The following is a 26,330-nucleotide window of genomic DNA, read 5'->3' on the forward strand; positions in this document are numbered from 1 at the left end:
GCCGAGTGGCCTTGCGGATCAGCGCCCGGGCCGGGCGAAGGCGGCGACGCGCGCGCGGGCGGCGTGTACGGGATTCTCGGCGGGCTGTTCCTGATGGGTCGGCTGTGACCGAGCCCCCAGGCGGAAAGCCCCGACGCGGTTCGACAGATCGGCCGCCTCGACGCGGAGCGCGTGGGTGGCGTCGGTCGATTGCGAAACCATGGCGGCGTTGCGCTGGGTCACCTGGTCGAGCTGAGTCACGGCGGCGTTCACTTGGCCGAGGGCCGTGGCCTGTTCGCTGGCGGACGCCGCGATGGCGTTCACCAGTTCGTCGATGCCGCCGACCTTCTCGTGGATGCCACGAAGCGCTTCGCCCGTCTGGCCGACCAGGTCCACGCCCTCGCTGACCTGACGGCTGCTCTGGGTGATCAGAGACTTGATATCGCTCGCGGCTTGCGCCGAGCGCTGGGCCAGGGCCCGCACTTCCTGAGCGACCACCGCGAAGCCCTTGCCCGAGTCGCCAGCGCGCGCAGCCTCGACCCCGGCGTTCAGGGCCAGCAGGTTGGTCTGGAAGGCGATTTCGTCGATCATGCCCAGGATCTGGTTCACCTGCTGCGACTGAGCCTCGATCTTCGTCATGGCCTCGGCGGCACGCGTGACGATATCGCCGGAACGTTCGACCTCTGCGGAGGCCTCGCTGACCCGTGAGGAGACTTCGCGCGCGCCGCGGGCGGTCTTGCCCACAGCGCTGGTCAGCTCCTCCACCGCCGCTGCGGTCTGCTCAAGCGTTGCGGCTTGCTGCTCGGTGCGCTGCGACAAATCCTCGGCGCTATGGGCGATACCGTCCGCCCCGGCGCGGATACCGCCAGCAGCGCGCTCAACGGCGCTCATGGCTTCGGTCAGGGCGGAGGTGGCCTGCTCGAAGTCAGCCTTCAGGCCGTAAAACTCCGGCGACAGATCGCCCTCGACCCGCGCCGAAAGATCGCCTGCGGCCAGGCGGGCCAGCGCCTCCCCCACAGCCTTGACCGCCGCAGCCTGGCGATGCTCGGCTTCCTCGCGTTCACGCTCAAGGGCCTCGCGCTCCTCCAGCAGAACATCGATGTAGGTGGAGACCGACAGATCCATGTCGAGGAATGCGGCCTTGATCAGCGCCGACAGCCCGTCGGCCAGTTCGGCGTCCGACTTGGCGCTGTTGAACAGCCCCTTGGCCCGCTTGGCCACAAGGGCTCGCATCACTTCCTCGACCACAACCGCGTAGCCGCCGATATACCATTGCGGCGCAATGTCGGCGTCGGCATGGGAGCGGCCGATGCGCTCGACGTCGCGGACGTAGCCTTCGCCGTAGCCGGCCTCAGCGATGCGGCGCCAGTGCGCCGCCTGGGCGCGTTCGGCGCCGGCCATGTGGCCGTCGTCGCGGAACTTCACGCGCGTGTCGGGGAACAACCGCACCTGGCTGTAGAACTTGCCCAGAGCGGCCCCGATCTCGGCGTCAATGACGGGCTTGATCGCTCGCAGATGGGCGCGAGACCGCTCGTCAAAACGCATGAAGGCCATGCGCTGATCAAGCTTGGCGTTGGCGCTCATGCCAGGGGACTCCGACTCGCTGGTAAGAATTGGTTGACCATGTTGGTGAACGGAATCTGTTAACCAAGATTGAAGTTTGGCGCGATGCGCCCCGTGGCCGCACCGTCTCCCAATCTTCGCCATAGTGAGAACCAAGCTGCGCTTTGGCGCGTTTTGGGCTTGTCAGGCCCTTGCGTGGGCTTGGATATAACCGGGACCAGACCCCAAGGACTTCATGGCGCTTCCGGCGGACTTCACCCTTACCGAACAGGACGGAGGCTTGGTCGCCGTACTCGCCGGGGACTGGACGGCGCGGGGCCTGTTTGACGCCGGGCCTCGCCTCGCCGAGGCGCTCGAAGACCGTCGCGATCTGCGCTTTGACCTTACCGGCGTCAACCGCTGCGACACCGCCGGCGCCTATGCGATCCTGCGGGCGGCGGGGGATCGACTGAAGTCAGACAGGATCATCGCTCGCAAGCAGGTCTTGCGCCTGCTGGAACTGGTGGGCGCTGCCATCCAGGTCGAACCTCAACGCGCCGCCCGGCCAACCGGGTTCTACGCCCTGCTGGAGCGGATCGGGCGCGGGGTCTTCGGGCTGTTCGCGGACGGCTATGGCACCCTGGTTTTTCTGGGCCACCTCCTGGTGGCGCTCGGCCGCAGCATCGTCTCTCCACACAGAATTCGCTGGGCGCCCATCGTAGCGCTTTGCGAGCGTGCGGGGCTGGACGCCATGCCGATCATCGCGACCACAACCTTTTTCATCGGCGCGGTGGTGGCGTTGCTGGGCGCCAACATGCTGACCGACTTCGGCGCGCAGGTTTACGCGGTCGAGTTGATCGGCATCTCGGTGATGCGCGAATTCAACATCCTGATCACCGCCATTCTGCTCGCCGGTCGGTCCGCTTCCAGCTTCGCGGCCGAGATCGGCTCGATGAAGATGAACCAGGAAATCGACGCCATGCAGGTCATGGGCGTGGATCCCTATGAGGCGCTGGTCCTGCCACGCTTCGCCGCGCTGCTGCTGACCATCCCGCTGCTGACCTTCGTGGCGACGATCGCCGGCCTAGCCGGTGGCATTCTCGTCGTCTGGAGCGTGCTGGACCTGTCCCCCACATTCTTCCTGCAGCGGATCGTGGACTATGTCGGCGCCACCCATTTCTGGATCGGCCTGTCCAAGGCGCCGGTGATGGCCATGGTGATCGCCGCGATCGGCTGCCGCCAGGGCATGGAGGTCGGCAAGGACATCGAATCCCTGGGTCGTCGCGTGACGGCGGCGGTGGTGCACGCCATCTTCGCCATCATCCTGATCGATGCGGTCTTCGCCCTGATCTACATGGAGCTGGACATATGACCGCCCCCGCGTTCGACGCGCCGGGCGCCGAAACCCCCGACGCTGAAAGATATCCGATCGAGGTCCGGGGCCTGGTGTCGCGCTTTGGCGACAACGTCGTGCACGACGGCCTCGATCTGAAGGTCGAGCAGGGCGAGATCCTGGGCGTCGTGGGTGGTTCAGGCTCGGGTAAGTCGGTTCTGCTCAACAGCATCATCGGCCTGAAGACCCCCGATGACGGGCATGTGCGGCTGTTCGGCGGCGACATGCGTGTCGCCTCGCGTCGGCGGTGGTCGTCGGTCGAGCGGCGCTGGGGCGTCCTGTTCCAGCAAGGCGCGCTGTTCTCGAACCTTACAGTGCGCGAGAACGTCGCCGCGCCGCTCTATGAGCACACGCGCTTGCCGCGCAGCGAAGTCGAGGCGATCGCCGACTTGAAGATCGCGATGGTGGGCCTTCCCGCTCGAGCCGCGACCTTGAAGCCTGCCGAACTGTCGGGCGGCATGCGAAAGCGCGCGGGCCTGGCGCGCGCGCTGGCCATGGACCCGGAACTGTTGTTCCTGGACGAGCCCACCGCCGGCCTTGATCCCATCGGGGCCCAAGCTTTTGACGCCTTGATCAAGGACCTCTCCGACAGCCTCGAATTGACCGTCTTCATGATCACCCATGACCTGGACAGCCTCTACACGATCACCGACCGGGTGGCGGTGCTGGCCGACAAGAAGGTGGTGACCGTGGCGCCGGTTGGTGAACTCGAGCGTTCAGACCATCCCTGGATCAAACAGTACTTCCTGGGCCCCCGAGGACGCGCCGCCGCGGCCGCCAAGGAACACGCCAAGTCGAGGACCGACGACTGATGGAAAGAAACGCCAACTACGCCCTGGTCGGAGCCATATCGCTGGCGCTCTTCATGGGTCTGGTGATCTTCGCGGTCTGGCTGGCCAAGCTGAGCTTCAACCGCGACTATGACGTGTACGACATCCTGTTCGTCGGTCCGGTGCGCGGCCTGTCCCAGGGCGGCGAGGTGCATTTCAACGGCATCAAGGTCGGAGAAGTCACCCGGATCGAGCTCGACAAGACCGACACGAACCGCGTGATCGCGCGCGTGCGGGTGACGTCTGACGTGCCGATCAAGGTCGACAGCTACGCGACGCTGGAGCCGCAGGGCATCACCGGCGTGAACTATGTGCAGATCACCGCCGGCGCGCCGAACAAGGAGTTGCTGAAGGACACCGTGAAGACCGGCAAGGTGCCCGTCATCCGCACCCAGCGCAGCGCCCTTTCCGATCTGCTCGAAGGCGGCGGCACGGTGCTGACCCGAACCATCGAGGCGCTCGACCGCGTCAATCGCGTGCTGTCCGATCGCAACATCAAGAGCTTCGGCGCGACCTTGACCAACGTCCAGGCCGTCACGCAGGAAATGCGCGACCGCAAGGAGATCCTGGCGGACGCCCAGAAAGCGTTGCAGAGCATCGACCAGACGGCGCAATCGATCACCGAGTTGTCGAACAGCGCCAACACCCTGGTCGATGGCGACGCCAAGCGCACCCTGAAGGAGCTTGGCGACGCGGCCGCCGAACTGAGGGCGACGGCCAAGGACGCGCGCGGCATGGTCACGAAACTGGAAGGCCCCGCCAGCGACTTCGCCACCACCGGCCTGCCGCAGCTGTCGTCCGCCATCGTCACCCTGCAGTCGGCCGCCGAGTCGCTGGACCGCCTGGTCGGCGAGGTTGAACAGAACCCCCGCGGCGTTGTCGGCAAGGCGCCCGCCAAGGAAGTGGAGGTCAAGCCGTGAGCCCGATGAACCGCAAAGCGCCGCGCCGTGTCGCCAAGGCCGTCGCCGCGACCGCTCTCGCCTTGAGCCTTTCGGCCTGTATCAGCGTCTTCCCGGAAAGCGAGCCGGCGACCCTTTATCGTTTCGGCCAGGCGGACGTCAGCGTCCCCAAGGGCCCCAAGGGCGCAGTGTTCAGCGTCCTGAAGGCGCCGACCACGTTCACCCGCGCCTCGGCGGGTGATCGCCTGCTGACCAGCACCCGCGGCGAGGTCGCCTATATCGCCGACGCGCGCTGGGTCTCGCCGGCCTTCGTCCTGTTCGAAGAAGCGGTGGCGAGCGCCTTCCAGACCGATCCGGGGCGCGCGCGCCTGATTGGCCGGGGCGAGATCGCCAAGGCGGACCTCGTGCTGCGCCTGGAGGTCCAAACCTTCGAGGCCCAGTACGTCAATGGCCCCAAGAGCGCGCCAGAGGTGGTCGTGCGCGTGCGCGGCGTGCTCAACCGCAACCAGGACCGGACGCTGGTGAGCGACCAGGTCTTCGAGGCCCGCGTCAAGGCCGACGACAACCGCGTCTCGGCGATTGTTCCCGCCTATGACCAGGCCGTCGCCCAGGTGCTGGGCGAGGTCGTGACCTGGGTCAACGCCACCGGGCCGGCGATCCAGAACTAGAGGGCGTCCAGAGGCTCGGTCACGGCGCCGTACCCGGCGTCTTCGGGGATGCGCAGGACGGCGCCGTCCACCCAGGGCTCGACCGTCACCAACGGGCGGCTGGTCGAGCGAGAGACGGCGTCCGAAGGGTCCTGGCTTTCGGCGAGCAGTTGCAGGTTCATGCGCGTGGGAAAGATAACCTTCCGCTCGCCCGAGGCCGCCAACTCCAGAGCCCTGGCCGGCGCGATCCACTCGGCGTCCACGGCCTCGTGGCCGTCGCAGATCGCCTGCTGGGCCAGCGGCGCATGGGCGACGTAGAACCATGTGTCGAAACGCTTGGGCATCAGCTTGGGCGTGATCCAGCGCGCGAAAACCGTCAGCGCCGCAAGGTCGAGCTTCAGCCCGAGATCCTCGATGACATCAATGAAGGCGACCTTGTCCTCGGCGACGGCAGCGCGAATGTCCTTGGCCGCCTCCCCCGCATAGAACGCTCCGTCACGGTCGCGAGCGAGCAGGATTCCGGCTTCTTCGTAGGCCTCGCGAAGCGCGGCGATGCGCAAGGCCGCGCCGTCCTGGTCAGTGACGTCGAAGCCGATCGCCAGATCACGCCAGCGCGGGTCGCTATCGCCCTGATGGCTCTTGCCGCCGGGAAAGACCAGGGCGCCTGCCGCGAAATCTATCTGGTGGTGCCGCTTGACCATCAGGACTTCGAACGTCGGCACATCTCGAAGTAGCAGTATGGTCGCAGCGGGGCGGATCGCGCTCAGGGATGACTCAGCCATGTCGAGAAGTCTGGCGCCCGCGACGACGCTTGCCCAGACCCCTTTCGAACAACTGTTAGGTTCTGGAGACTCAGGCCGACTGCGCGCGGCGCTTGCTGGCGCTGCGATCCATCCGCTCCAGCAGATACTCGCTGTCCTCGCGCGACGCGATATGGGACGAGGTCAGGAAGCGCTGGATCATGTGCTCCTGGAAGCGCTCGCGATCATGCGCGCCGCCGTCGAACTCCAGTCCGTGGAACGCATCCACACCAGCCCGGAAGGCCGAGTAGAGACGCGAGGGCAGACCCGCCCGCTCGCAGATCGCCTTGAGGCCCAAGGGGCCTGCGTCGTGGATCATCAACCACGTGCGGTGGTGCGGGACACCCGCCAACTCAGCGACGGCCCACTCGAAGAAGCTCATGTGCCCATGCGCCAGGGCGCGCAGGATCAAGGAAGGCGAAAGGCGCCCCATCTTGTTGAGGTGAGCGACGAACGCCTTGGGGTCCGCCGCCCGGCCCGCCTGATCGACTAGGTCGATCGTCGCGCGCTCCGTGGCGCCGAGGATCAGCTCCATGGTGCGTTCGGGCGACAGCGCGTGGCTGGTCAGGATATGGTCGCGAAGCTGTTCGCCGACCATGTCGATCAGGCGTTCGGTGACCGCCAGCGGCAAGGCCGACCGATAGGCCACGGCCTGCAGCACCTGCTCGGACTTGGCGAAGCGGTCGAGCGCCTTTTGCAGCGAGACTTCCGAGAAGCGCGCATTGTCGTTGGCGCAGACCGTTGCGACCACGTCCTCCGTGCCCTGTTCGACCAGCAGGGTCGTGATTTTGCTCGACAGCTTGGGGCGTTTGGCGACCGCCATCTGGCGCACAGGCCCACCGACCTTGACGATTTCGGCAAGGTCGGTGTCGGTGAAGACGGGCGAGAAGCTGATGATCGGAAGACTGACGCTTTCGACATCGCGGGCGAGCCTGTTGGCCACATCCGGCGGCAGGGCCAGCGAGTTCTTGAGCGTTACCGCCATGGCCCGACGCACCAGCTCGGCGGCGTCGGCGGCCATTACGCGAAGAATGTCGTGCGCGACCTCTCGCTCCTCCTCTGAGAGGACCGAGCGATCGATGCTCCGACAAAGCTTGTGCGCCGCAAGGGCGCGTTCGTCGGGCGTCGCGCCCTTCACAAGCATGCGAATGTCGGCGTCGGTGAGTGCTGCGCGTGTGGTGGCCATGGTTCGCCCGCTGGGAGCTATGCGTAGAGTCGCATCCTCGACGGTTAGGCTTAATGATTGTTTGAGCCAGGAAGCTGTGGATTAACGATAAGCCGTAACGGGGTGCAAACCACGCTCGACTAATCTCCCCTCTCAACCGAGAGGAGCGCGACCTTGCTCGCCGAGCGCCGCCCAGCAGTGACACCGACGGACGGCGCCCAAGTGCTCAAAGCCCTGGACGCCCAGGCTGCACTATTGCCTTACGCGCTCGGTGTTTTCGCCGTCAGTCTGCCCCTGTTCGTCTGGGTCGGTTCATTCGCCGCCAATCCCCTCTGGATGACCGCCAGCTTTGCGATCTTCGCGATCAACTGGGGCGTCTTCTACGCGGCGGTGAGCTGGATTCGCGACGAACCGTCGCAAGATCTGGCCCGGCGAGCCCGTGTTCAGGTGCTTTGCGGCGTCCTTTGGGCGCTGGCGGTGATGCAGATCTCGGCCTTCGCCCATAACGCCGGCCCCGCGCGCGAGACACTGCTGTTGCTGGCGACCGCCGGAGCCGTGCTCTGCGCCTTCTTCGCCGCGCCCTATCTGCCGGGCCTGCTGATCATTGCGCCGCTGGCCGCCGCTGGCCCGCTGCTGGCGCAGTTCTCAACCGCCGACAGTCGCCACGCCGGTGAACTGACCTTCGGCGCCACCGCCCTGGCGATGACACTGGCGCTGATCCTCAACCGCATGTTCCGCCGGCAGCACGACCTGGCGATCTCCCACGAGCAGCTCGTGGTGGAGCGTCTGCGGGTGCTGGAGGCGGCCGAACGGACCGCGCGCTCGAAGTCCGACATCGTCGCGACGCTGAGTCATGAAATCCGCAACGGCCTGACCGGCGTCACGCACGTGCTGGCCGCCGCGGCCGGTCGAGGCGGCCGCGCGGCGCCCTCGCGCGAACAGCTGAACGCCGCCCTCGACGCGGCCCAGGACCTGATCGCCGTCCTGAACGCCACCCTCGATTCCGAGACCGCCGAGTCCGGTCGGCTTCAGGTCGACGCCCGTCCCTTCGATCCGGTTCGATTGGTTCAGGATCTGGCCCTGCTGGACAAGCCGCACGCGGCGGCCAAGGGTCTGGAGCTCTCGGTCCACGTCGACCCGCTTCTCCGAGAGCGCGCCAAGGGCGCTGCGATCGCCGACGCGCTACGCACCCGCCAGATCGTCTCGAACCTGCTGGGCAATGCGGTCAAGTATACGGTTCGCGGCCGGGTCGAAGTGCGGCTGGAACTCCGCGACGACCGGATCGCCATCGAGGTCGCAGACACCGGACCGGGCCTCTCCACTGAAGAGCTGGAACAGGCGTTCGAACCCTTCCGGCGCGTCGAGCGCACCGGCGCGGGCGTGAACGGGGCGGGCCTTGGCCTGTCGCTGTCGCGTCAGCTGGCGCGGCTGATGGGCGGTGCGCTGGAGGCGCGTAGCGCGGTGGGCGTCGGCAGCTGCTTCACCCTCACCCTGCCCTTCGATCTCGGCGCGAAGGACGAACAGGCAGAAGCGCTCGACACCGCCGTAGCGGAGGCCTCCGGGGCGCCCCGCGCCCTTCGGGTCCTGATCGCCGAGGACGACGCGCTCAACGCCGCCATGCTCCGTGCGGTGCTGGAGCAGCTGGGCCACCAGGTGGTGCATGCCGCCAACGGCAGACGGGCGGCGGACCTAGCCAAGATCGCCGAGTTCGACCTCCTGATGCTGGATCACCGCATGCCGGTGATGGACGGCCCGGAAGCGGCTTCCTCGCTGCGTCAGGGCGATGGCCCGAACCGACAAACCCCGATCGTCGCGGTCATCGATGGCGACGCCGAAGAGGCCGCCGAGTTCCTGGAAGCCGGCGCTGAGATCGTGCTGCGCAAACCTGTCAGCGTGGCCGGTGTGGCGCGTGCTCTGGCCGACGCAGCCGCCCTGGAACGGACCGATCCCGCCAAGGTCGCCGCCTAGAGCGTTCTCCGATCCGTGTGAAACGGTGATCGTATCGAAGAACGCCCTAAACTTTTGAAACAGCGCCCTTTCCGCAGAGTAAGCCTTCCCTCGGCAAGCCCCCTCGCCCATCCTCGTAAGCAACGAGAACATATGGGAGGGAGCGATGCTGGAAGGCCTGCGCGTCGTCGAACTGGCGACCTACATCGCCGCCCCCGGCGCCGCCGGCGTGATGGCCGATTGGGGCGCGGACGTGATCAAGGTCGAGTCGCCGGAGGGCGACCCGATGCGGCGGTTCTTCGACACCATCGGCTCGGACCAGGACGCCAATCCCGTCTTCGAACTCGACAATCGCGGCAAGCGGGCCGTTGTGCTGGATATCCGCAGCGATATGGGGCGCGAGGCGCTGAAGGCCTTGGTGGCCACCGCAGATATCTTCCTGACCAATGTGCGGTCGGCGGCCCTGGCTCGGGCCGGCCTGGACTATGAAGCGCTCAAGGCCGTCAATCCGCGCCTGATCTACTGCAGCCTTTCGGGCTATGGCCTGACCGGTCCGGACGCCGACAAACCGGGAATGGACGTCGCCGCCTTCTGGTCCCGTGCGGGCGTCGGTGCGATCACCGCGCCCAAGGGAACCGAACCCTTTCCGATCCGGACGGGCATGGGTGACCATGTGACCTCTCTGGCGACCGTGTCAGCCATCCTGGCGGCGGTTCACGAGCGTACCCGGACCGGCGTCGGTCGACTGGTGGAGACCTCGCTGCTGCGCACCGGCGTCTATGCGATCGGGTCGGACATGGCGATCCAGCTCCGGTTCGGGAAACTGGCTTCCACGCGCGGCCGTCGCGAAGCCGTGCAGCCCTTGGCCAATTTCTACAAGACCTCCGACGGCCGCTGGATCTGCTTGCTGCCGCGTCAGGGCTCGGTCGACTGGCCGCAGATCGCCGCCGCCGCCGGACGGCCTGAACTGGTCGACGATCCGCGCTTCGCCACCGCCAAGGCTCGGCGCGAACATGGCCAGGCGCTGGTCGATATCTTCGACGAGGCCTTCGGGTCGATGACCTACGACGCCGCCGCCGCTGCGCTCGACGCGGGAGACATCACCTGGGCGCCCTATCAGACGCCGCGCGAACTGGCGCTGGACGCCCAGGCCGAGGCGGCCGGCTGCTTCGTCGACACGCCGGACGGCGCGGGCGGGACCTTCAAGGCGCCGGCGGCGCCGGCCCGTTTCCCTGGCGCGCCAGACGGTCCGCGCGGCCCTGCGCCCAAGCTCGGCGCGGACACGGCGGCGGTGTTCCGGGAACTGGGATTTTCAGAAGATCAGGTGGCGGCCCTGACCAGGGTCAGCGCTGCTTGACCTTGTCATTGGCCTCGGCGAGCACACGCAGCATCTCGGCTGAGAACATCGAGCTGGCGATGCGTTGCCCAGCGCCCATGCCGCCGCCGCTGTCGCCGAAGGGGCTATTGACGTCCTGGGAGCCACGCAGGATCAGGTCCACCACGGCTTCCTGCTGCCGGATCCGTTCCAGACGGCGTCCGGTGGCGTACTGGATGAACCCCTGATCGTCAGACGCGCCGCGCCCCGGCGCGGGATCGGCCACGCGCGAGGCGCCGCCCGTCTTGGTCAGGTTGGCATAAAGCTCACCGACGGTCGTGGGACGGCCGTCACGATAGAAGATGGAGCGATTGGCCTGGGCGGCTTCCGGGAACATCGCCGCAGCGTTGGCGCCGGGCGAGACCGAGACGGCCTGGATCAGGCGCGCCGAGCCCTGCGGCCCCAGAAAATGCGCGGCGTAGAGCTCTCCCGCCGTGGGCGTGCGCCCGACCCGGCCACGCAGGTAGGAGGCGTGATCCGACGCCAGCTCCCCCGCCATCAGGGAGGCGGCGTGCGGATCCATCTTCAGCCCCAGAACCGCCTTTCGCGCCTCGTCGCCTTCGACCCGATAGCGGCCGTCGGCGCCCTGGCTGATCAGGTCGGCGTAACGCGCGTAACCGTACTTGGAGCCATGCTTCTTGAGGGTCGCCAGCCAGGTCTGGTCGACGAACTGGAAGAGGCCGGACGCCGATGACGTCCTGGCCTTGGCGCCGGGATTGAATCCGCTCTCGCGTTTCGCTGTACCCATCAGGAACGTGAAGTCGACCCCGGTCGCGTTCGACGCGCGCTGGATCGCCGACTCGACGACATTGCGGAGGGAGTTGACGGCGGGCATGTGCTCAGGAGTCGCCGATCATAGTTAATCCACGATTAACCACGTTCTTCGAGGGGTGCGACCAGAGCGCACGCCGCTCCGCATCTTACGGGCGTAAGAAAAATCGCAATTTGGATTACGATTGTCAATTTACAATCGCCACACCCCATGCTGACCTGATCCTACAGTCGTAGTTTCCTGTGGGAGATAGATATGGCCCTGGCCCTGAATCCCAATGGCTTCGGCATCCCTGGACGGGACAACCAGCCGCCCAAACCCGCCAAGGTGCTGCTGATCGGGCTGGGGGTGTCCGGTGCGCTGCATATCGCGCTGATCGGATATCTCGCCTATCAGAAGTGGACCCAGCCCCTGCCGCCCATGTCGCCGGACACCGGCTTCATCGTCGAAACCGTGCCTCTCACGCCGAAGCCGCCGCCCCCGCCGCCGCCCACGCAGAAGCCTCCACCAGCGGCCGCCGCACCGAAACTGCACATCCCCGTGCCGACGCCGCTTGAGACCCCGCCGCCGCTCTTCGCCGATCCCCGTATCATTGCGGAGGGGCCCGCCACAACTGGCCCGGTCACCACCCTGGCGCCCACCGCGACGACGCCGCCATCGCCGCCCCAACCGCCACCCAAGGTGATCACGCGCGCCAACTGGCAGCGGATTCCCTCGGCCGATGAGATGGCTCGCTACTATCCCGAAAGCGCCCAGCGCCGGGGGCTATCAGGACAGGTGACCCTGAACTGCATGGTCGCGCTCAACGGAACGGTCCGGGACTGCGTGGTCGCGGCGGAGTCACCGGCCGACGAGGGCTTCGGAAGCGCAGCGCTGAAAATCTCTCGGTTCTTCAAGATGACGCCACAGACCGAGAACGGCGACCCGGTCGATGGCGCAACCGTCCGTATTCCCATCCGCTTCAGCGCGGGCGCCTGACAGCCCCTTGACGCAGACGCCCGACCTCCGGCGCTGAAGCGGAGGCCGGGCCGCAAGCCTTCCCGCGGCCCGGCCATCTCCGTGTCAGTAGCTCTTGGGCAGGCCCAGAACGCGCTCGGCGATGAAGTTCAGGATCATTTCGCGGCTGACCGGCGCGATGCGGGCGATCATCGCCTCGCGGAAGTAGCGCTCGACGTCGTACTCCTTGGCGTAGCCCATGCCGCCGTGCGCCAGCACCGACGCCTCGCAGGCGTGGAACCCGGCCTCGGCGCCCAGATACTTGGCGGCGTTGGCTTCGGCCCCGCACTCCTTGCCCTGGTCATAGAGCGAGGCGGCCTTGAAGGCCAAAAGGTTGGCGGCCTCCAGCTCGGCCCACGACTTGGCCAGCGGATGGGCCACGCCCTGGTTCTGACCGATCGGACGACCAAAGACGATCCGCTCATTGGCGTAGGTGGTCGCCTTGGCCAGGGCCGCGCGGCCAAGGCCGATGGCTTCGACGGCGAACAGCACCCGCTCGGGGTTCAGACCGTGCAGCAGGTACTGGAAGCCCTTGCCCTCCTCGCCGACCAGATCCTGCGCCGGGACGAACAGGTCCTCGATAAAGAGCATGTTACATTCGACAGCCTTGCGCCCCATCTTCGGGATCGGCTTGGCCTCGATGTTCTCGCGATCGGTATAGAACAGCGACAGGCCCTGGTGCGGCTTGGCGCACTGGTCCTTGGGCGTCGTGCGGGCGATGATCAGGATCTTGTTGGCGCGCTGGGCGCCGGTCGTCCAGATCTTGCGGCCGTTCAGGCGATAGCCTCCATCAACCTTCTCCGCCCGCGTTTCCAGGCTCGAGGTATCCAGGCCCGAGTTCGGCTCGGTGACGGCGAAGCACATCTTGTCTTCGCCCGAGATGATTCGCGGCAGAAGGCGGTTGCGCTGCTCATCGGAGCCAAACTTCACCAGCGGCATCGGGCCAAAGATGTTCAGGTGGATCGCCGAGGCGCCCGAAAAGCCGGCGCCGGACTGAGCGACCGTCTGCATCATCACGGCGGCTTCGGTCAGGCCAAGACCCGCGCCGCCCACGCTTTCCGGCATGGCCACGCCCAGCCAGCCGCCTTCGGCGATGGCGGCGACGAAGGCCTCGGGGAACTCGCCCGTCTCGTCGGTGCGGCGCCAGTACTCATCATCGAACGCCGCGCAAACCTTGGCCACGCCTTCGCGGATGGCCTCTTGCTCCTCGGTCAACCAGAATCCGGACATTGGCCTACTCCCCTGCGTGTTCTTGTTGCTTAGGTCTCGGGCTTCTCGAAGCGCCGCGCATCCATGGCGGCAGCGTCCGGGCCCAGGTTATCACCCGTCAGATAAGCCGCGACCATGTCAGCCACAAGCGGCGCGAACAACCAGCCATTCCGGCGAGCCCCAACCGCGAGCATCACCCCCGGCATCCGGCTCCACCCCACCAGGGGGAGGCCATCTGGCGTGGTCACACGAACCCCAACCTCAACCTTAGCGCTTTCCAGATCGAGGTCTGGACGCAACGTGGCCGCCGCTCGTCGAAGGCCAAGGGTCGCCTCAAGGTCGGGGGTCAGGTCGTCTCGACCGTGCTCCATGGTCGCTCCGACCGCCAGGACAGCCCCAGGCGCAAGGTAGACGCCCTCCCCGCGAACCACCGGCGCGCCGTCGTCGTCGCACGCCGCCAAGCGCAGGATTTGCCCCTTGATGGGCGAGAGCATCCTGGTTTCCGGAGCGATCTCCCCCTGTCGAAGCCCCGGCCCCGTGGCCAGGATCAGGGTGTCGAAAGACTCTTGCCCGCCATCCGCCAGCTCAAGCACGCCAGCCTCGAAGCCACGCACCGCAAGCGCTCGGAACACGGCGCCGGCTTCGCTGGCGGCCCCTCGCAACGCCAACAGCCCCGCTCGCGCGTCGATGCGCCAGTCCTCTGCGATGAAGACGCCCGCAGGCTCGCCCAAGGCCCCAAGGCGCGAGGCGACCTCGTTTCGCCAGGCGTCGGAGCCCTCGATCCGCACGCCATCCCGCTCCAGCCCAAGGCCAAGCGCACGCGCGACGTCGGGCCAAAGGTCCCGCGCGCGCTTCATGATATCGAGGTGGTTGCGCGAAGCGGGGTCGAACAGGGCTTCACTCACCGGCGCTAGCATGCCCGCCGCGACACTGGACGCGTTCGCGTCGCCTGGCGATGGGTCGAAGACCGTCACCCTGAAACCCCGTTGCGCCAACCGCAGGGCCACAGCGGATCCCAAGGCCCCGGCTCCCGCCACGGCGATGCGCGCGCCTGATCGAAGTTTCATGGCGCGCCACACACCTTTAGAGACCCCTGACGTCAAGCCCGAAACAACGCGTAAGGCCTGAAGATCAACCATAAAGATAAACCATACAGCGCGACACTTCAGCGCGAAGACCCGTTCCGTGCATCCCCGCGCGTGACGACGCAGCCAAGCTCGGTCTATATCCGTTAAGACTTACGGACAGCCGTTTACCGGTATCGAAGGAAATAAACGCGGATGAACGATCGACCCGCAGCCGAACAAGCCCATCCCGTTGATCTCTACGTTGGGGCCCGGCTGAGAATTCGTCGCAAGATGATGGGTCTTAGCCAGACCCAGGTTGCCGACGCCCTTGGCATCACCTTTCAGCAGATTCAGAAGTACGAGCGGGGCGCGAACCGCATCAGCGCCAGCAAGCTCTATGACGCGGCAAAACTGCTTCAGGCGCCGGTGTCGTACTTCTTTGAAGGACTCGAAGATACCGACGGCGGCGTCGATGACGGGTTTGCTCAGCGCATGACCGAGTTCGTGTCGACGCCCGAAGGCCTCGAGCTGGCCAGCCTCTTCCCGCGTCTCGCCGACCGGCGCCTGCGTCGCCGCGTGGTGGATCTCGTCCGCGCCATGGTGGACGACGACGCCCCCTGAGGGCCCGCTAGCCCTGTTCTTGGACCTTGCAAGACGGACCGACAGACCCCGCGAACAGCGGGGTCTTTTGGTTTTCAGAGGAGGAGAATCGTACGCGTCGCATGGTCCGAGCGTCCTCGATTTCCGGTCCTGTAGACCTTTCACGCCCTCCTTCCGCGTCCGCGAGGCGCTTCAATCGCAAAAAAACCCCGCCCCACGGGCGTTTTGTCCCCGTGAATCGGCATTTTAACCTTTCCTAACGGGTGACAAACGCGATCGGCGTCGTCAGGCTCGAACTTCCCTGATTCACAGGAATGAGCTTGAGAAGATGAACGTTTCCGATCTGGTCGACGCCGCTGTCGCCGCCGACGAAAAACTGACGAAGACCCAGGCCAAGGCCATCATCGACGGCGTCTTCAAGTCGATCTCCGACGCCGCCGTGAAGGGCGAAGAAGTCTCGATCCCCGGCTTCGGCAAGTTCAAGGTCCAGGCTAAGCCGGCCCGCACCGGCCGCAACCCGGCCACCGGCGCGACCATCGAAATCGCCGCCAGCAAGAAGGTCGGCTTCACGCCGGCCAAGCAACTGAAGGACGCCGTCAACGGCTAAGCCTTCAGAGAGGGGCCGGCCCTTCGGGCGCTGGTCTCTCGCTGCGACTTCGGGGTGCGACATCCAGCCTAGTGAGGATGTTGCACCCTAGGCCTTTTCTGAACAAATCAAGAACGATACCGTGCTCGACATGGCCGTTCTCGATCTTCGGCGCAAGCTCGCCATTCTATCCGACGCCGCAAAGTATGACGCATCCTGCGCATCTTCCGGGGCCGTCAAACGCAACTCACTGAACGGCAAGGGTGTAGGCTCCACGGAGGGCATGGGCATCTGTCACGCCTATGCGCCCGACGGACGCTGCATCAGCCTGCTGAAGATCCTGCTGACCAACTTCTGCATCTACGACTGCGCCTACTGCATCAACCGGATCTCGTCGAACACGCCCCGGGCGCGGTTCACCGTGCAGGAGGTCGTCGATCTCACCCTCAACTTCTACAAGCGCAACTATATCGAGGGCCTGTTCCTGTCGTCGGGTGTCATCCGATCCGGGGACTACACGATGGAAGAGATGGTTCGGGTGGCCAAGTCGCTGCGGCTCGAGCATGACTTCCGAGGCTACATCCATCTGAAGCTGATTCCCGAGGCCTCACCCGAGCTCGCGGCGGAAGCGGGTCTCTACGCCGATCGGGTGTCGATCAATATCGAGCTGCCGCGCGATGACAGCTTGAAGGCCCTGGCGCCCGAAAAAGACCCCACCGACATCAAGCGCGCCATGGGGCGCATGCGACTGGCCATCGACGACCATGCCGAGCCAGGGCGAAAGGCCCGCCGTCGCGCCTTTGCGCGGAGCCAGTCCACCCAACTGATCGTCGGCGCCGACGAGGCCAAGGATGGAGATATCCTCTCCCGCAGCGCCAACCTGTACGGCGCCTATCGGCTCAGCCGCGTCTACTACTCGGCATTCAGCCCCATCCCTGACGCCAGCCACCGGCTGCCGCTCGTCCGACCTCCGCTGCTCCGAGAGCACCGTCTCTATCAGGCCGATTGGCTGATGCGGTTCTACGGCTTCGCGCAGTCCGAGATCGTCGCGGCCGGCCAGGACCTCGACCTGTCGGTCGACCCAAAGACCAGCTGGGCGCTCAGGCATCGAGACCGGTTCCCCGTCGACGTCCAGATCGCGGACAAGGAGACGCTCCTCCGGATCCCAGGCCTGGGCGCAAAGGCCGTCGCCAGAGTGCTTGTCGCCCGTCGGGTCACCCGGCTGACGCTCGACGATCTGAAGCGGGTCGGCGCTGTTGTGAAACGCGCCAAACCTTTCGTCGTGACGGCCGACTGGCGTCCCGGCGCCCTGACCGACCGCGACGACCTGAAGGCCGTCCTGAGCCCGGCCGTTCAGTTGAGCCTGTTCTGATGCAAGTGGTTCGCCTCGCCTCAGAAGTCGATTTCGCCGGCTGGCGAAGGGCCGCCAGGGTCCTGCGGGCCCAGGGCGCGCGTCCCGAATCGCTCGTCTGGACGGTGGAGCGCGAGCTCTTCGACAATGCTGAGCCGGTGACGGACGCGGCAACGACGTTCGTCGTTCCAGCCGCCTTCATGGAAATGGCTCAACAGGTCGTGCTGAACCGGTCGCTGGATCGGTTCGCCCTGCTCTACCGCATTCTCTGGCGACTGGAGCGCGAGCCGCGATTGATCGAGAACCCCGCCGATCAGGACATGGCGCGCGCCCGCGACATGGCCAAGGCCGTCAGCCGCGCCGCCCACAAGATGAAGGCGTTCGTCCGCTTTCGCCGGGTGGAGGACGCAGCCAAGGAAACCTACGCGGCCTGGTTCGAACCCGCCCACCGGGTGACCGAGGCTACGGCGCCCTTCTTCGCACGCCGCTTCTCCAACATGAACTGGACCATCCTGACACCCGACGTCTGCGTGGCCTGGAACGGGCAGCGGCTATTGGTTTCGGAGGGCGCGGATCCCGCCGACGCGCCGTCCGAAGACGCCCAGGAAGCGCTCTGGCGAACCTACTACGCGTCGATCTTCAATCCGGCCCGTCTCAACCCACGCCAGATGCGCCAGGAAATGCCCAAGCGGTACTGGCGAAACCTCCCAGAGGCCGCGCTCATTCCAGGCCTTATCGAAGCCGCCCAGGATCGCGCGGCCGCCATGGTCACGACGCCGCCGCGTCCCCCGTCAGAACGCGCTCTGAAGGCCGCGCAGCGCCATGCTCGGGATGCGCCCTACAACGCTGGTGCGCCGACCACTCTGGACGCCGTGCGCGCCGGCGTCAGCGTCTGTCGGCGCTGCGATCTGTGGCGGGAGGCGACTCAGGGCGTTCCGGGTGACGGGGCGCCCAGCGCGCCCTTGATGTTTGTCGGCGAACAGCCCGGCGATCAGGAGGATCTCGCGGGCAGCCCCTTGGTGGGTCCTGCAGGACAGATATTCGACCGAGCGCTCGCCGAGGTGGGTGTGCGGCGCGAGCAGACCTACGTCACGAACGCGGTGAAGCACTTCAAGCATGAACTCAGCGGGAAACGCCGCCTCCACAAGACCCCCACCCAGGGCGAGGTGAGCGCGTGTCGATGGTGGCTGGACGCGGAGCGGCGATTGGTCAGGCCGACGGTCATCGTGATGCTGGGCGCGACCGCCGCCTTCGGCGTCATGGGGCGGCCAACGCCTGTCCGTGAAACCAGAGGACGCCCACTTCCCTTGCCGGACGGGGTCCAGGGGCTCGTGACCTTTCATCCGTCGTACCTGCTGCGCCTGCCTGACGCTGCGGCGAGAGAAAACGCCTACCGCTCTTTCGTGGACGATCTTCGTCTGGCGGGCCGACTGGCCGGCCTGGCCGCGACATCCCCTTGAGGCCAGCGGGTGATCGCTGGGCCATCAAGACAGCGCCCAGGTCGTCAAGCGCCCGCGAGAAGGTGAACGACCAGCGCCGCAGACACCGAGGTCAGAAACGAAAAAAGCCCGGCTAGGCCGGGCTTTTCAAGGACTTGCGATGGTACCAGCTCTCGGGCTCGAACCGAGGACCTCTAGATCCACAATCTAGCGCTCTAACCAACTGAGCTAAGCCGGCTCATCGCGAGGCGTTGTCTTTAGTGGGATCGCCCTTCGGGATCAAGCACCGATCCCGATGTTTTGAACGGAAAACGCCCCGGAGTCGAAACTCCGGGGCGTTCCCTAACTTTCGCTGTGATCCAGGCCCTATTGCGGGACTTGGAACACCAGCGGGACGGTCACCTGGCCACCGTCGACGGGCGCGCCGTCGAGGGTCTTGGGCTTCATCCGGAACAGGCGCGACAAGCGGATAGCCGCATCGCCGAAGCCCATGTCCGCCGGCGATTCGGAAACCACCGAGCAGCCTTCCAGAGTGCCCTTAGCCGTCACGGTGCACGAGATCGTCGCGCGACCGCTGACTTCCATCCGCTGAGCACGGTCCGGATAGTACCGGGCCATGTCTTCACCCGAGGGCTTACGGGCCCAGTCGGGACGCGTGATGACCGACGCACGAGCCGGCGGGTTCGAAGGAACCGGCGGCGTGGGCGAGATCACCGGCGGAGCCGTTTGTTCCACCCGCTTTTCAACGGGCGGGATCGGCAGCGGCGGCGGCGGCGTCACGTCCGGCGGCGGAGCCACCGGCGGGCGCGGCTGAACCACGGCCGGAGGCGGCGGCGGTTCATTGGTCGGCGGCGGCGGCGGCGGAGGTGGCGGCGGCGGCGGCGGCGGCGGAGGCAGCTCCACAACCGTCGCGTCGTCCGAGTACTCCTGGAACACCGCTTCGAACTTCTGCTTCGCCAGATAAGCGAACAGCAGCGCGTGCAGACCAGCCACGACGGTCAGGGAGATACCAAAGGCACCGAAACCCTTCTTGCGACGTGGGCCTTCCGACGTGAGCGGATCGTAGCGGCGATGCTCGGGCGTATTTTGATCAGCCATGCATCACCCCCTACTGGCTATCATCCCGTCCGACGAGCGCCACGCTATAGAAGCCGTTATCCTGGAGGGTGTTCATCACCTCCATGAAAGCCCCGTAGCGAACCTTTTCGTCGGCCCGGATGAAGATGCGCTCCTTGCTCGGATCGCGACGGCCCATGTTCTTGGTGATGTCGTAGCCCAGCTCATCGATGCTGGTCTCGTTGTCACCAAGGTAGAGCTGCCCCGACTGTTTGATCGAGACGTAAACCGGCTTGGATGGAGGCGGCGAGGATTTCGCCACCGCCGGCGGCAGGTTCACTTCGACCGACACGGAGGCCAGCGGAGCCGCCACCATGAAGATGATCAGGAGCACCAGCATAACGTCCACGAAGGGCGTAACGTTGATCTCGCTGTTCTGTTCGACGTTGAACCTGTCGCCCCCACCGCCTGAAAGCTTGGCGGCCATGGGTGTTACGCCCCCTTGTCGAGCTGGCGCGAGATGGCGTTCATCAGTTCAGCAACGAAACCTTCCGAACGCGTGCCGTAGGCCGAGATGCGGGTCTGGAAGTAGTTGTAGAAGATAACGGCCGGGATAGCGGCGAACAGACCGATACCGGTGGCGAGCAGGGCTTCAGCGATACCCGGCGCGACGACGGCGAGGTTGGTCGTGTTGGTGTTCGCGATGCCGATGAACGAGGTCATGATGCCGTACACGGTACCGAACAGACCGATGAACGGACCACCCGAACCGACCGAGGCCAGGAACACCATGCCGCCCGACAGGCGCTTGGCCAGCGAGGACTGAACGGCGTTGATGGCGTAGGTCGCGCGGCTCAGGGTCGAGTCGCGGTGCTCGCCGGCGACGGCCAGGCCGGCCTGACGCGACAGCTCAACTTCCTGCGAGGCGGCGGCGGCCATGTCGGCCATCGGGTTGCCTTCGAACTCTTCCGACGAGCTGATGCGCGCGATGTCGGCGATCGAGCGAGCGCCGCGGAAGGCTTCCAGGAACTTGTCCGATTGCTTGTTGAGCGCGGCGAACTCGAAAATCTTGGTGAGCAGCAGCACCCACGAGAAAACCGAGGCCAGCACCAGGCCGATCATGACGACCTTAACGACGACGCCGGCCTGCATGAACATGCCGATCGGGGTCAGCGAGTGAGCGGCCGGCGCAGCGGCCTCTTCGGCCGGAGCGGCTTCGGGAGCCGGGGCGGCGGCGGCGGCGTCCGCGGCCGGAGCGGCGGCGGCGTCGGTGGCCGGTTGAGCTTCAGCAGTAGCGGCGGCGGGAGCCGCGGCGTCCTGGGCAAAAGCCGGGGCGCTCGCCATCAGCGCCATGGCGCCGACGAGAGCGATGAAGGGGGTCTTCCGTTTAATGTCGAGCATCTGTCGCCAGTTCCTGATTGGTCTAGCACGTTTGGACCGAGGGTCGTCGCGCGAGAGCGTCTCCACCCTAACTCTGAATAGTCCGCCTGGAGCTCGATAGCTCTCCCCCCCAGCGGACCCGCTTCGCTGCGCTCGACCCGTTACGCCCCTCACGAGGACCAGCCTCCAGAAGGATCGTTTCGAAGCGCGTGCAACCGACGCCCTTTTGGGGCTCCGGTCTTACCGCAATGTTAGAATTGCGGCTGGGGTCCTTTGGCAACCCCTTTTCGTACCGTCAAGGGTCTCATTTGGGCACAAATTCATCGTCACGCCCCCGCCCCCCTGGCGTTTGCCGCAGTGCACAAAACGGTTTTCCGGATTTCGGGGCGGTTTTTCCCTACCAAAGAGAAAAACCATGCTGCATTGCAGCAAGGCAACAAAACGCGGGTCTTTGAAGAAAGGCGCCTGTCTGCACGGCAGATGGGAGGTCCGTACGGCGGAAACAAGCGGGGCCGCCGATGACGCGAGGCGGGCGCCGGGCAATGCGACCGGGGTCGGAATCGAACGGATCAAAGAATTGACGGATAGCCATGGCTTCAATTTTGCGGACCGCGCCGCCGCGCCGTCACGTGGCTGTCACGTGGCTGTCATCTTTTGGGCGGCCGTACGATTGCCGGGGCGAGACTTCGATCCCGCCCATAGGCCATATTCTGTCTTGCCTGTCGGAAGCCTGGCGCCAAAGCCCGCTCACTGGCCCAGGTCGTCGGACAGACGACCACCCGGGATGATGAGCAAGATTCCCACCCGAACAGGATCATCCTTGGGCGAAGCTTCGCCACTGCATCCGATGACCGCCTCGCCCGCCAAACTTCCTCTCCGGTTTCGGCCGGCGTCGGGTACGGAATTCACAGCTTGGAGCAATTGCCGCCGCGTCTATCGCCCCGGGGGTGAGGGCATGCCGTCCGCTGTCCCGCGCGCCATGGATTTCATGACCTGCGTCATGATCAAAGTGCGCGCGCCGCGCGGCAGCCCAAAGAACAGCGCCTCGAGAGCTTTCGACAAGAACCCCGGACGCACCGTGGTTTTGCGCCCCAAGGCCGCCAGCGCCTCGCGCGGAATACGTCCAGGCTTTGCAGCAGCGCCCATGACCATGTTGGCCCGGGCGGCGAAACCGCTGGCGACCGGCCCCGGCGCCACGGCGATCACGTCAACGCCGAACTGCTTTAACTCTGGGCGCAAGCCTTCAACAAAGGATTGGATAAAGGCCTTGGTCGCTGCGTAGTTGGCGGCACGCGGAACGCCCTGAAAGCCAACCAGCGATCCAAACAACACAATACCGCCGGCGCCGCGTCGAATGAAGCGCCGCGCAAAGGCATGGGTGAGCGCAACGACCGCACGGCAATTGACGTCAATCATGTCGAGCTCGGGCTCAATCGGCTGCTCGACAAACGCGCCCGACGTTCCAAAACCCGCCGCAGCCACCAACAAGCCGACATCTTCGGCGGCGGTTGCAGCGATCACGCGCTCGACGTCTTCGGCCCTGCCGAGATCGGCGGCGATGACGCGCGCTTGAACGCCGTGTTTGGATTGCACCGCGTCCGCCAGGGCGCGCAACCGGTCTTCCCGGCGCGCGACGAGGATGAGGTTGTAGCCGCGCCGTGCGAGCTCACGTGCGAAGGCCTCGCCGATCCCGTCGGATGCGCCGGTGACCAGCGCGGTCGCGCCATAGCGTGGTGACCTTTTCTGAACTGACTTGCTCATCGGGCGATCCGCACGGAAATCGTCGCGCCTTCAGCCGGAACGGCAAAGCGCGCCTCATCGAAGCGCGGCGCCCGCAAGCCCGGGCGAACATTGTTGGAAACGCCCCAGGCTTCTGTGGGCATGCCAAGGAAGTTCGTGTCCGTTTTTCGGTTGCCGTTCAGGTCATGCGAGACGGCGACGGCATAGGCGCCGGGCGCCACCCCCTCGAAGCGGCACGTCACACCGGCGGGATTGGCGGGAACCCAGACCTGGGCTGGCGTTTGGCCCATCGGAAAGGTTGCCCCACTGGCGTGAAGCCCGCATCCAACTTGGCCCGTGGCCCCGGCGACGCCACTCACCTTCACCGTCAAGTCGCCGGCGAAAGCCGACGTCGCGCTCAGCGTGCACAAGATCGCAAGCAAACTCAGCTTCTGCATCACAGACCTCCTAGTAGACAGTGTCAACACGACAATATGGAGCGTGAGTAGACAGCGTCAACAGGCACGTGCATTTTTCTCGTCGAGATCTGCAGCGGAAGGCCGAGAGTGCCGAGACCGGAACGAGACCTGAGAGAGGCCTGCCTCAAGGAGGCGCTGGCCATTATCGAGCATGAGGGCGTGGAGCGGCTAAGCTTGCGGGACGTGGCGCGACGGCTCGGGGTGTCGCATCAGGCGCCCTACCGGCATTTTCCAAGCCGGGACCACATCCTGGCCGAAGTCGTCGCGCGCGCCTTCGAGGAGTTCGCCCGCCATCTTGATGCGCACCCCAAGAGCAGCGATCCGGACCGCGACATGGGCCTCATGGGCGAAGCCTATCTTGCGTACGCCGCCAAGCATCCCCTGCAATATCAGCTCATGTTCGCCACCCCTCTGCCAAGCACCGACACGCATCCAGAAATGATGGCCAAGGCGCGCCACGCATTCGACATGCTGCTCAGCGCGCTCCGGCGAAAGGCCGCTGAGCAGGGGCGGAGCTTGGCTGAAGAGGCCATCGTTCTTGACGCGCTCTTCATCTGGTCCGGCCTGCATGGATTGGCGATGCTGCGCAGTTCGTCGGCGTTCGATACGTTGGGGCTAAGGGGCGCTGCGATAGAGAACAGCACCGCCCATCTTCTCTCCCGTTTCGGCGACGCGCTCGGCCACTGAGGGCGCCGACGAAAGGCCTGATCGCCATTTGTGACGCGCAACCCGCGCCGTCAAAAGCGTTCGCTGTGAACGATCGGCCCTGAACGTCGCGGGACGACAGGCGTTGAAAATCAACGCCCCTCGAACGTTAGACGTCGACACTGGAAGGGAAGGTGGTGCCTGGGGCCGGAATCGAACCAGCGACACGCGGATTTTCAATCCGCTGCTCTACCAACTGAGCTACCCAGGCATCCGGGCTTTGGCGGGGTGAAACCGCCTTGGCGACCTCGCCGTGCAGCGAGGAGCCGGGTCTATAGGGGAGGCGCGAAAGGATGTCCAGCGCCGTTTTATCATTCCCTGTTGATGTCTTGGGATGGCGGATTTTCTTCATCGTCGTCCCCACCCACCACGACGTAGCGACCGCTCAGCCAGCGCTGGAGATCCACGTCCGCGCAGCGTTTCGAACAGAAAGGGCGGAACGCGGAATCAACGGGCTTGGCGCAGATGGGACATTTCGCGCTCATCTCGCGGACACCTCAAATCGTTCAACAGGCCATGCAGGCGCGGCTTCGACAACGAACCGCCGACCCAGGCGCTCGGCGACGCCCTGGTCCAGCTCGGCCTGGAACGCTTCGGCGACGGCGGGGGCACAGAGGGCCGTCAAGCGCCCTCCCGGGTCCGCCCTGCCCTCACGCTCCAGCGCGCGCGCCAGGCGTCGCGCGACATAGCGCGGCTCGACGTCGCCGTCCCTCGTGAGCAGCCGATCGAGAATCGGCGGTGCTCGCCGAGGCACGATCATCTCAAGCGTCCCGAACTTGCTGATGGGCCCGATTCCCACGCCAGGATTATCAGGCGCAAAGGCGTTACGGGCGGCCGTCGTCAGGGCCTGGGCGTCATGCCCCCGGCCGACCAGATCGAAAATGATGATTCCCGCCAGGCCCTTCAGCCTGAGAACACGGGCGGCGACATTGATGGCGGCCATGTTGGCCAGGCGCGCGGCGCGTTTGGAGTCGGCGCCGTCGCGGGCGCCCAGATCGACGTCGATCGCGGTGAGAGCTCGAGTCGGCTCCACGGCGATGTCCCCGCCCCCGGGCAGGCTGAACACCGTCGCTAGCGCATCGCCCTCGGCCTCCTCGACGGCGAGCAGGGCCTTTTCGCCCGTCGTCGGCGAACCGGCCTTCACGATCTGGCGCAGCCGCTCCTCGATCGATGGCCCCTGGGCCAGCACCCGAGGCTCGCCCTGCCCCTCGGCCACGAAGCGCGCCACACCGGCCTTGTCCGCGCGAGACGGGGTCTTGATCTCGATCTCGACGACGCCGCCCTCCACCAAGGCCGGCATGTCTGGCCGAAGCGGCAGGATGAGATCCCGGCCGCCCGGCAACTGCACAAAGGCGGATGAGAAGGCCTTCTCGATCTTGCGCACCCGGGCCACGCCGTGAACGCCTTCGGCGTCCAGCGGATCGTCATCGGGCCATTCGATCATCAGCCGCTCGGGACGCCCGTCCAGCGTCACAACGCCGACGGTCTCCCCCACCCCTTTGTAGAGATAGGCGCGACGCACGGAGGCAGCCTTGGCGCTCATGGGCGATAACCCAGTCCGGAAAGCAGGTTCAGGGTCTCATAGAGCGGCAGACCCACCACGCTGGGGTAGGAGCCCTGCAGGTCGGTGATGAATCCGCCCGCCAGGCCCTGGACGCCGTAACCGCCGGCCTTGCCCCGCCATTGGCCGCTGGCGACGTAACCGTCGCGCTCAGCGTCGGACAGGCGCTTGAAGCCGACCTTGGTCTCGACCAGCCGGGTGGCCGCGCGGCCGTCGGGCGCGATCAGCGCGACGCCGGTCAGAACCTTGTGATTCCGGCCCGACAGGAGCTTGAGACAATAGAGGACATCCGCCTCGGTCTCGGCCTTGGGCAGGATACGGCGGCCCACAGCCACCACGGTATCGGCGGCCAGGACAAAATCGCCCGGCGCGCGCGCAGCGACCACCCGCGCCTTCTCGAGCGCGAGTCGGAGCGCGTGACGGCGGGGCGTCTCGTCGCGAAGCGGGGTTTCGTCGATGTCGGCGGGATCAACCCGGTCGGGCGTAACGCCGACCTGGGCGAGCAGATCGAGGCGCCGGGGGCTCGCGCTGGCCAGCACCAGCGCCGGCCCGGCGGCCACTGGGGCGGCCGTCTTCGGAGCCATCGGCGTCCTACTTGAAGCGGTAGGTGATACGGCCCTTGGTCAGGTCGTAGGGGGTCATCTCGACCAGGACCTTGTCGCCCGCCAGAACACGGATGCGGTTCTTGCGCATCTTGCCGGCGGTGTGAGCGATAATCTCGTGATCGTTTTCCAGCTTCACGCGGAACGTGGCGTTCGGCAGCAATTCGCTGACCGTGCCGGGAAACTCGAGCAGTTCTTCCTTAGCCATCAGGCCTCTCAAAGGGACGAATC

At 66.0% G+C, this 26,330-nt stretch carries 27 protein-coding genes and 2 tRNA genes; 12 read left to right on the forward strand and 17 right to left on the reverse strand.

Going from position 1 to position 26,330, the window contains the following annotated elements:
* Window positions 1–18: 18 nt before the first annotated feature.
* Window positions 19–1,563, reverse strand: a complete 1,545-nt coding sequence (locus CVUC_RS05925) for a globin-coupled sensor protein (protein ID WP_164468154.1) — start codon at window positions 1,561–1,563, stop codon at window positions 19–21.
* Window positions 1,564–1,777: 214 nt separating this feature from the next.
* On the opposite strand from CVUC_RS05925, the gene CVUC_RS05930 reads away from it, so the two are divergent.
* From CVUC_RS05930 to CVUC_RS05945, 4 genes are read left to right on the forward strand one after another with little or no spacing between them, the layout of a single operon-like run.
* A complete protein-coding gene (locus CVUC_RS05930; RefSeq protein ID WP_096033710.1) occupies window positions 1,778–2,893 on the forward strand; it encodes an ABC transporter permease in 1,116 nt (371 codons plus the stop codon).
* Complete coding sequence (locus CVUC_RS05935) at window positions 2,890–3,726, forward strand: ABC transporter ATP-binding protein (RefSeq protein WP_010920178.1); 837 nt, start codon at window positions 2,890–2,892, stop codon at window positions 3,724–3,726. Before CVUC_RS05930 ends, CVUC_RS05935 begins: the two co-directional genes overlap by 4 nt.
* On the forward strand, window positions 3,726–4,664 hold the full coding sequence (locus tag CVUC_RS05940; protein ID WP_010920179.1) for an MlaD family protein: 939 nt from the start codon (window positions 3,726–3,728) through the stop codon (window positions 4,662–4,664). The genes CVUC_RS05935 and CVUC_RS05940 overlap by 1 nt, the downstream gene beginning before the upstream one ends.
* Window positions 4,661–5,311: an ABC-type transport auxiliary lipoprotein family protein gene (locus tag CVUC_RS05945; protein ID WP_096033711.1), complete on the forward strand. Its 651-nt coding sequence runs from the start codon at window positions 4,661–4,663 to the stop codon at window positions 5,309–5,311. The genes CVUC_RS05940 and CVUC_RS05945 overlap by 4 nt, the downstream gene beginning before the upstream one ends.
* Here the strand turns inward: CVUC_RS05945 and CVUC_RS05950 are convergent.
* Both CVUC_RS05950 and spbR read right to left on the reverse strand, forming a co-directional pair.
* Window positions 5,308–6,072: an NUDIX hydrolase gene (locus tag CVUC_RS05950; protein WP_010920181.1), complete on the reverse strand. Its 765-nt coding sequence runs from the start codon at window positions 6,070–6,072 to the stop codon at window positions 5,308–5,310. The genes CVUC_RS05945 and CVUC_RS05950 overlap by 4 nt on opposite strands.
* 70 nt (window positions 6,073–6,142) lie before the next feature.
* The gene (gene spbR, locus CVUC_RS05955) at window positions 6,143–7,276 is read right to left on the reverse strand and encodes a pole-localized protein SpbR (protein ID WP_010920182.1); all 1,134 of its coding nucleotides are present in this window, start codon (window positions 7,274–7,276) and stop codon (window positions 6,143–6,145) included.
* Between the two features lie 153 nt (window positions 7,277–7,429).
* Between spbR and CVUC_RS05960 the strand changes: the two genes are divergently transcribed.
* Together CVUC_RS05960 and CVUC_RS05965 are read left to right on the forward strand one after the other, a co-directional pair.
* The gene (locus CVUC_RS05960; protein WP_096033712.1) at window positions 7,430–9,223 is read left to right on the forward strand and encodes a hybrid sensor histidine kinase/response regulator; all 1,794 of its coding nucleotides are present in this window, start codon (window positions 7,430–7,432) and stop codon (window positions 9,221–9,223) included.
* 145 nt (window positions 9,224–9,368) lie between these two features.
* The gene (locus tag CVUC_RS05965; protein WP_096033713.1) at window positions 9,369–10,559 is read left to right on the forward strand and encodes a CaiB/BaiF CoA transferase family protein; all 1,191 of its coding nucleotides are present in this window, start codon (window positions 9,369–9,371) and stop codon (window positions 10,557–10,559) included.
* Here CVUC_RS05965 and CVUC_RS05970 read toward each other — a convergent pair.
* Entirely contained in the window at window positions 10,546–11,412 is an 867-nt protein-coding gene (locus tag CVUC_RS05970; protein ID WP_012640469.1) for a transglycosylase SLT domain-containing protein, read from the reverse strand. The two genes, CVUC_RS05965 and CVUC_RS05970, sit on opposite strands and share 14 nt — an antisense overlap.
* A 192-nt stretch (window positions 11,413–11,604) precedes the next feature.
* Here CVUC_RS05970 and CVUC_RS05975 point away from each other — a divergent pair, with 192 nt between their 5' ends.
* A complete protein-coding gene (locus CVUC_RS05975) occupies window positions 11,605–12,327 on the forward strand; it encodes an energy transducer TonB family protein (protein ID WP_096033714.1) in 723 nt (240 codons plus the stop codon).
* 84 nt (window positions 12,328–12,411) lie between these two features.
* Here CVUC_RS05975 and CVUC_RS05980 read toward each other — a convergent pair whose 3' ends face one another.
* Both CVUC_RS05980 and CVUC_RS05985 read right to left on the reverse strand, forming a co-directional pair.
* Window positions 12,412–13,575, reverse strand: a complete 1,164-nt coding sequence (locus CVUC_RS05980) for an acyl-CoA dehydrogenase family protein (protein ID WP_096033715.1) — start codon at window positions 13,573–13,575, stop codon at window positions 12,412–12,414.
* Window positions 13,576–13,604: 29 nt separating this feature from the next.
* Window positions 13,605–14,621, reverse strand: coding sequence for an NAD(P)/FAD-dependent oxidoreductase (locus CVUC_RS05985; RefSeq protein WP_096033716.1), 1,017 nt, complete (start codon window positions 14,619–14,621; stop codon window positions 13,605–13,607).
* A gap of 213 nt (window positions 14,622–14,834) precedes the next feature.
* On the opposite strand from CVUC_RS05985, the gene CVUC_RS05990 reads away from it, so the two are divergent.
* The 4 genes from CVUC_RS05990 (at window position 14,835) to CVUC_RS06005 (ending at window position 18,618) form a co-directional block, all read left to right on the forward strand.
* The gene (locus tag CVUC_RS05990) at window positions 14,835–15,242 is read left to right on the forward strand and encodes a helix-turn-helix domain-containing protein (RefSeq protein ID WP_010920189.1); all 408 of its coding nucleotides are present in this window, start codon (window positions 14,835–14,837) and stop codon (window positions 15,240–15,242) included.
* A 307-nt stretch (window positions 15,243–15,549) separates the two neighbouring features.
* Window positions 15,550–15,828 (forward strand): HU family DNA-binding protein, encoded by a 279-nt coding sequence (locus tag CVUC_RS05995; protein WP_010920190.1) that lies wholly within the window; start codon window positions 15,550–15,552, stop codon window positions 15,826–15,828.
* A gap of 121 nt (window positions 15,829–15,949) precedes the next feature.
* Entirely contained in the window at window positions 15,950–17,179 is a 1,230-nt protein-coding gene (locus CVUC_RS06000; RefSeq protein ID WP_096033717.1) for a putative DNA modification/repair radical SAM protein, read from the forward strand.
* The gene (locus CVUC_RS06005; RefSeq protein WP_096033718.1) at window positions 17,179–18,618 is read left to right on the forward strand and encodes a UdgX family uracil-DNA binding protein; all 1,440 of its coding nucleotides are present in this window, start codon (window positions 17,179–17,181) and stop codon (window positions 18,616–18,618) included. The genes CVUC_RS06000 and CVUC_RS06005 overlap by 1 nt, the downstream gene beginning before the upstream one ends.
* A gap of 140 nt (window positions 18,619–18,758) precedes the next feature.
* Here CVUC_RS06005 and CVUC_RS06010 read toward each other — a convergent pair.
* The 6 genes from CVUC_RS06010 to CVUC_RS06035 all read right to left on the reverse strand — a co-directional run bounded on the left by CVUC_RS06010 (window position 18,759) and on the right by CVUC_RS06035 (window position 23,231).
* Window positions 18,759–18,835: transfer RNA gene (locus tag CVUC_RS06010), tRNA-His, on the reverse strand.
* Between the two features lie 128 nt (window positions 18,836–18,963).
* The gene (locus CVUC_RS06015; RefSeq protein WP_012640470.1) at window positions 18,964–19,695 is read right to left on the reverse strand and encodes an energy transducer TonB; all 732 of its coding nucleotides are present in this window, start codon (window positions 19,693–19,695) and stop codon (window positions 18,964–18,966) included.
* 10 nt (window positions 19,696–19,705) lie between these two features.
* On the reverse strand, window positions 19,706–20,140 hold the full coding sequence (locus CVUC_RS06020; RefSeq protein WP_010920194.1) for a biopolymer transporter ExbD: 435 nt from the start codon (window positions 20,138–20,140) through the stop codon (window positions 19,706–19,708).
* A 5-nt stretch (window positions 20,141–20,145) separates the two neighbouring features.
* Window positions 20,146–21,054, reverse strand: coding sequence for a MotA/TolQ/ExbB proton channel family protein (locus CVUC_RS06025; protein ID WP_010920195.1), 909 nt, complete (start codon window positions 21,052–21,054; stop codon window positions 20,146–20,148).
* Window positions 21,055–21,966: 912 nt separating this feature from the next.
* On the reverse strand, window positions 21,967–22,794 hold the full coding sequence (locus CVUC_RS06030) for an SDR family NAD(P)-dependent oxidoreductase (RefSeq protein WP_096033719.1): 828 nt from the start codon (window positions 22,792–22,794) through the stop codon (window positions 21,967–21,969).
* A complete protein-coding gene (locus CVUC_RS06035) occupies window positions 22,791–23,231 on the reverse strand; it encodes a DUF2141 domain-containing protein (protein WP_024265794.1) in 441 nt (146 codons plus the stop codon). The genes CVUC_RS06030 and CVUC_RS06035 overlap by 4 nt, the downstream gene beginning before the upstream one ends.
* 87 nt (window positions 23,232–23,318) lie before the next feature.
* On the opposite strand from CVUC_RS06035, the gene CVUC_RS06040 reads away from it, so the two are divergent.
* Window positions 23,319–23,918, forward strand: a complete 600-nt coding sequence (locus CVUC_RS06040) for a TetR/AcrR family transcriptional regulator (RefSeq protein ID WP_096033720.1) — start codon at window positions 23,319–23,321, stop codon at window positions 23,916–23,918.
* A 153-nt stretch (window positions 23,919–24,071) separates the two neighbouring features.
* Here the strand turns inward: CVUC_RS06040 and CVUC_RS06045 are convergent.
* From CVUC_RS06045 to infA, 5 genes are all read right to left on the reverse strand, one after another.
* Window positions 24,072–24,147: transfer RNA gene (locus tag CVUC_RS06045), tRNA-Phe, on the reverse strand.
* A 100-nt stretch (window positions 24,148–24,247) separates the two neighbouring features.
* Complete coding sequence (locus tag CVUC_RS06050) at window positions 24,248–24,421, reverse strand: DNA gyrase inhibitor YacG (protein ID WP_096033721.1); 174 nt, start codon at window positions 24,419–24,421, stop codon at window positions 24,248–24,250.
* On the reverse strand, window positions 24,418–25,479 hold the full coding sequence (locus CVUC_RS06055; protein ID WP_096033722.1) for a ribonuclease E/G: 1,062 nt from the start codon (window positions 25,477–25,479) through the stop codon (window positions 24,418–24,420). The genes CVUC_RS06050 and CVUC_RS06055 overlap by 4 nt, the downstream gene beginning before the upstream one ends.
* A complete protein-coding gene (locus tag CVUC_RS06060) occupies window positions 25,476–26,081 on the reverse strand; it encodes a Maf family protein (RefSeq protein ID WP_012640472.1) in 606 nt (201 codons plus the stop codon). The genes CVUC_RS06055 and CVUC_RS06060 overlap by 4 nt, the downstream gene beginning before the upstream one ends.
* Window positions 26,082–26,088: 7 nt before the next feature.
* Window positions 26,089–26,307: a translation initiation factor IF-1 gene (gene infA, locus CVUC_RS06065; RefSeq protein ID WP_004617696.1), complete on the reverse strand. Its 219-nt coding sequence runs from the start codon at window positions 26,305–26,307 to the stop codon at window positions 26,089–26,091.
* Window positions 26,308–26,330 lie beyond the last annotated feature (23 nt).

The sequence above is a fragment of the Caulobacter vibrioides genome (assembly GCF_002858865.1).
Lineage (GTDB): Bacteria > Pseudomonadota > Alphaproteobacteria > Caulobacterales > Caulobacteraceae > Caulobacter > Caulobacter vibrioides.

Bases quoted from the DNA above. Each gene is read 5' to 3' on its own strand.
- CVUC_RS05925 (WP_164468154.1), bottom strand. From the start codon at position 1,563: ATGAGCGCCAACGCCAAGCTTGATCAGCGCATGGCCTTCATGCGTTTT.
- CVUC_RS05930 (WP_096033710.1), top strand. From the start codon at position 1,778: ATGGCGCTTCCGGCGGACTTCACCCTTACCGAACAGGACGGAGGCTTG.
- CVUC_RS05935 (WP_010920178.1), top strand. From the start codon at position 2,890: ATGACCGCCCCCGCGTTCGACGCGCCGGGCGCCGAAACCCCCGACGCT.
- CVUC_RS05940 (WP_010920179.1), top strand. From the start codon at position 3,726: ATGGAAAGAAACGCCAACTACGCCCTGGTCGGAGCCATATCGCTGGCG.
- CVUC_RS05950 (WP_010920181.1), bottom strand. From the start codon at position 6,072: ATGGCTGAGTCATCCCTGAGCGCGATCCGCCCCGCTGCGACCATACTG.
- spbR (WP_010920182.1), bottom strand. From the start codon at position 7,276: ATGGCCACCACACGCGCAGCACTCACCGACGCCGACATTCGCATGCTT.
- CVUC_RS05965 (WP_096033713.1), top strand. From the start codon at position 9,369: ATGCTGGAAGGCCTGCGCGTCGTCGAACTGGCGACCTACATCGCCGCC.
- CVUC_RS05970 (WP_012640469.1), bottom strand. From the start codon at position 11,412: ATGCCCGCCGTCAACTCCCTCCGCAATGTCGTCGAGTCGGCGATCCAG.
- CVUC_RS05975 (WP_096033714.1), top strand. From the start codon at position 11,605: ATGGCCCTGGCCCTGAATCCCAATGGCTTCGGCATCCCTGGACGGGAC.
- CVUC_RS05980 (WP_096033715.1), bottom strand. From the start codon at position 13,575: ATGTCCGGATTCTGGTTGACCGAGGAGCAAGAGGCCATCCGCGAAGGC.
- CVUC_RS05985 (WP_096033716.1), bottom strand. From the start codon at position 14,621: ATGAAACTTCGATCAGGCGCGCGCATCGCCGTGGCGGGAGCCGGGGCC.
- CVUC_RS05990 (WP_010920189.1), top strand. From the start codon at position 14,835: ATGAACGATCGACCCGCAGCCGAACAAGCCCATCCCGTTGATCTCTAC.
- CVUC_RS05995 (WP_010920190.1), top strand. From the start codon at position 15,550: ATGAACGTTTCCGATCTGGTCGACGCCGCTGTCGCCGCCGACGAAAAA.
- CVUC_RS06005 (WP_096033718.1), top strand. From the start codon at position 17,179: ATGCAAGTGGTTCGCCTCGCCTCAGAAGTCGATTTCGCCGGCTGGCGA.
- CVUC_RS06015 (WP_012640470.1), bottom strand. From the start codon at position 19,695: ATGGCTGATCAAAATACGCCCGAGCATCGCCGCTACGATCCGCTCACG.
- CVUC_RS06020 (WP_010920194.1), bottom strand. From the start codon at position 20,140: ATGGCCGCCAAGCTTTCAGGCGGTGGGGGCGACAGGTTCAACGTCGAA.
- CVUC_RS06025 (WP_010920195.1), bottom strand. From the start codon at position 21,054: ATGCTCGACATTAAACGGAAGACCCCCTTCATCGCTCTCGTCGGCGCC.
- CVUC_RS06030 (WP_096033719.1), bottom strand. From the start codon at position 22,794: ATGAGCAAGTCAGTTCAGAAAAGGTCACCACGCTATGGCGCGACCGCG.
- CVUC_RS06050 (WP_096033721.1), bottom strand. From the start codon at position 24,421: ATGAGCGCGAAATGTCCCATCTGCGCCAAGCCCGTTGATTCCGCGTTC.
- CVUC_RS06055 (WP_096033722.1), bottom strand. From the start codon at position 25,479: ATGAGCGCCAAGGCTGCCTCCGTGCGTCGCGCCTATCTCTACAAAGGG.
- CVUC_RS06060 (WP_012640472.1), bottom strand. From the start codon at position 26,081: ATGGCTCCGAAGACGGCCGCCCCAGTGGCCGCCGGGCCGGCGCTGGTG.
- infA (WP_004617696.1), bottom strand. From the start codon at position 26,307: ATGGCTAAGGAAGAACTGCTCGAGTTTCCCGGCACGGTCAGCGAATTG.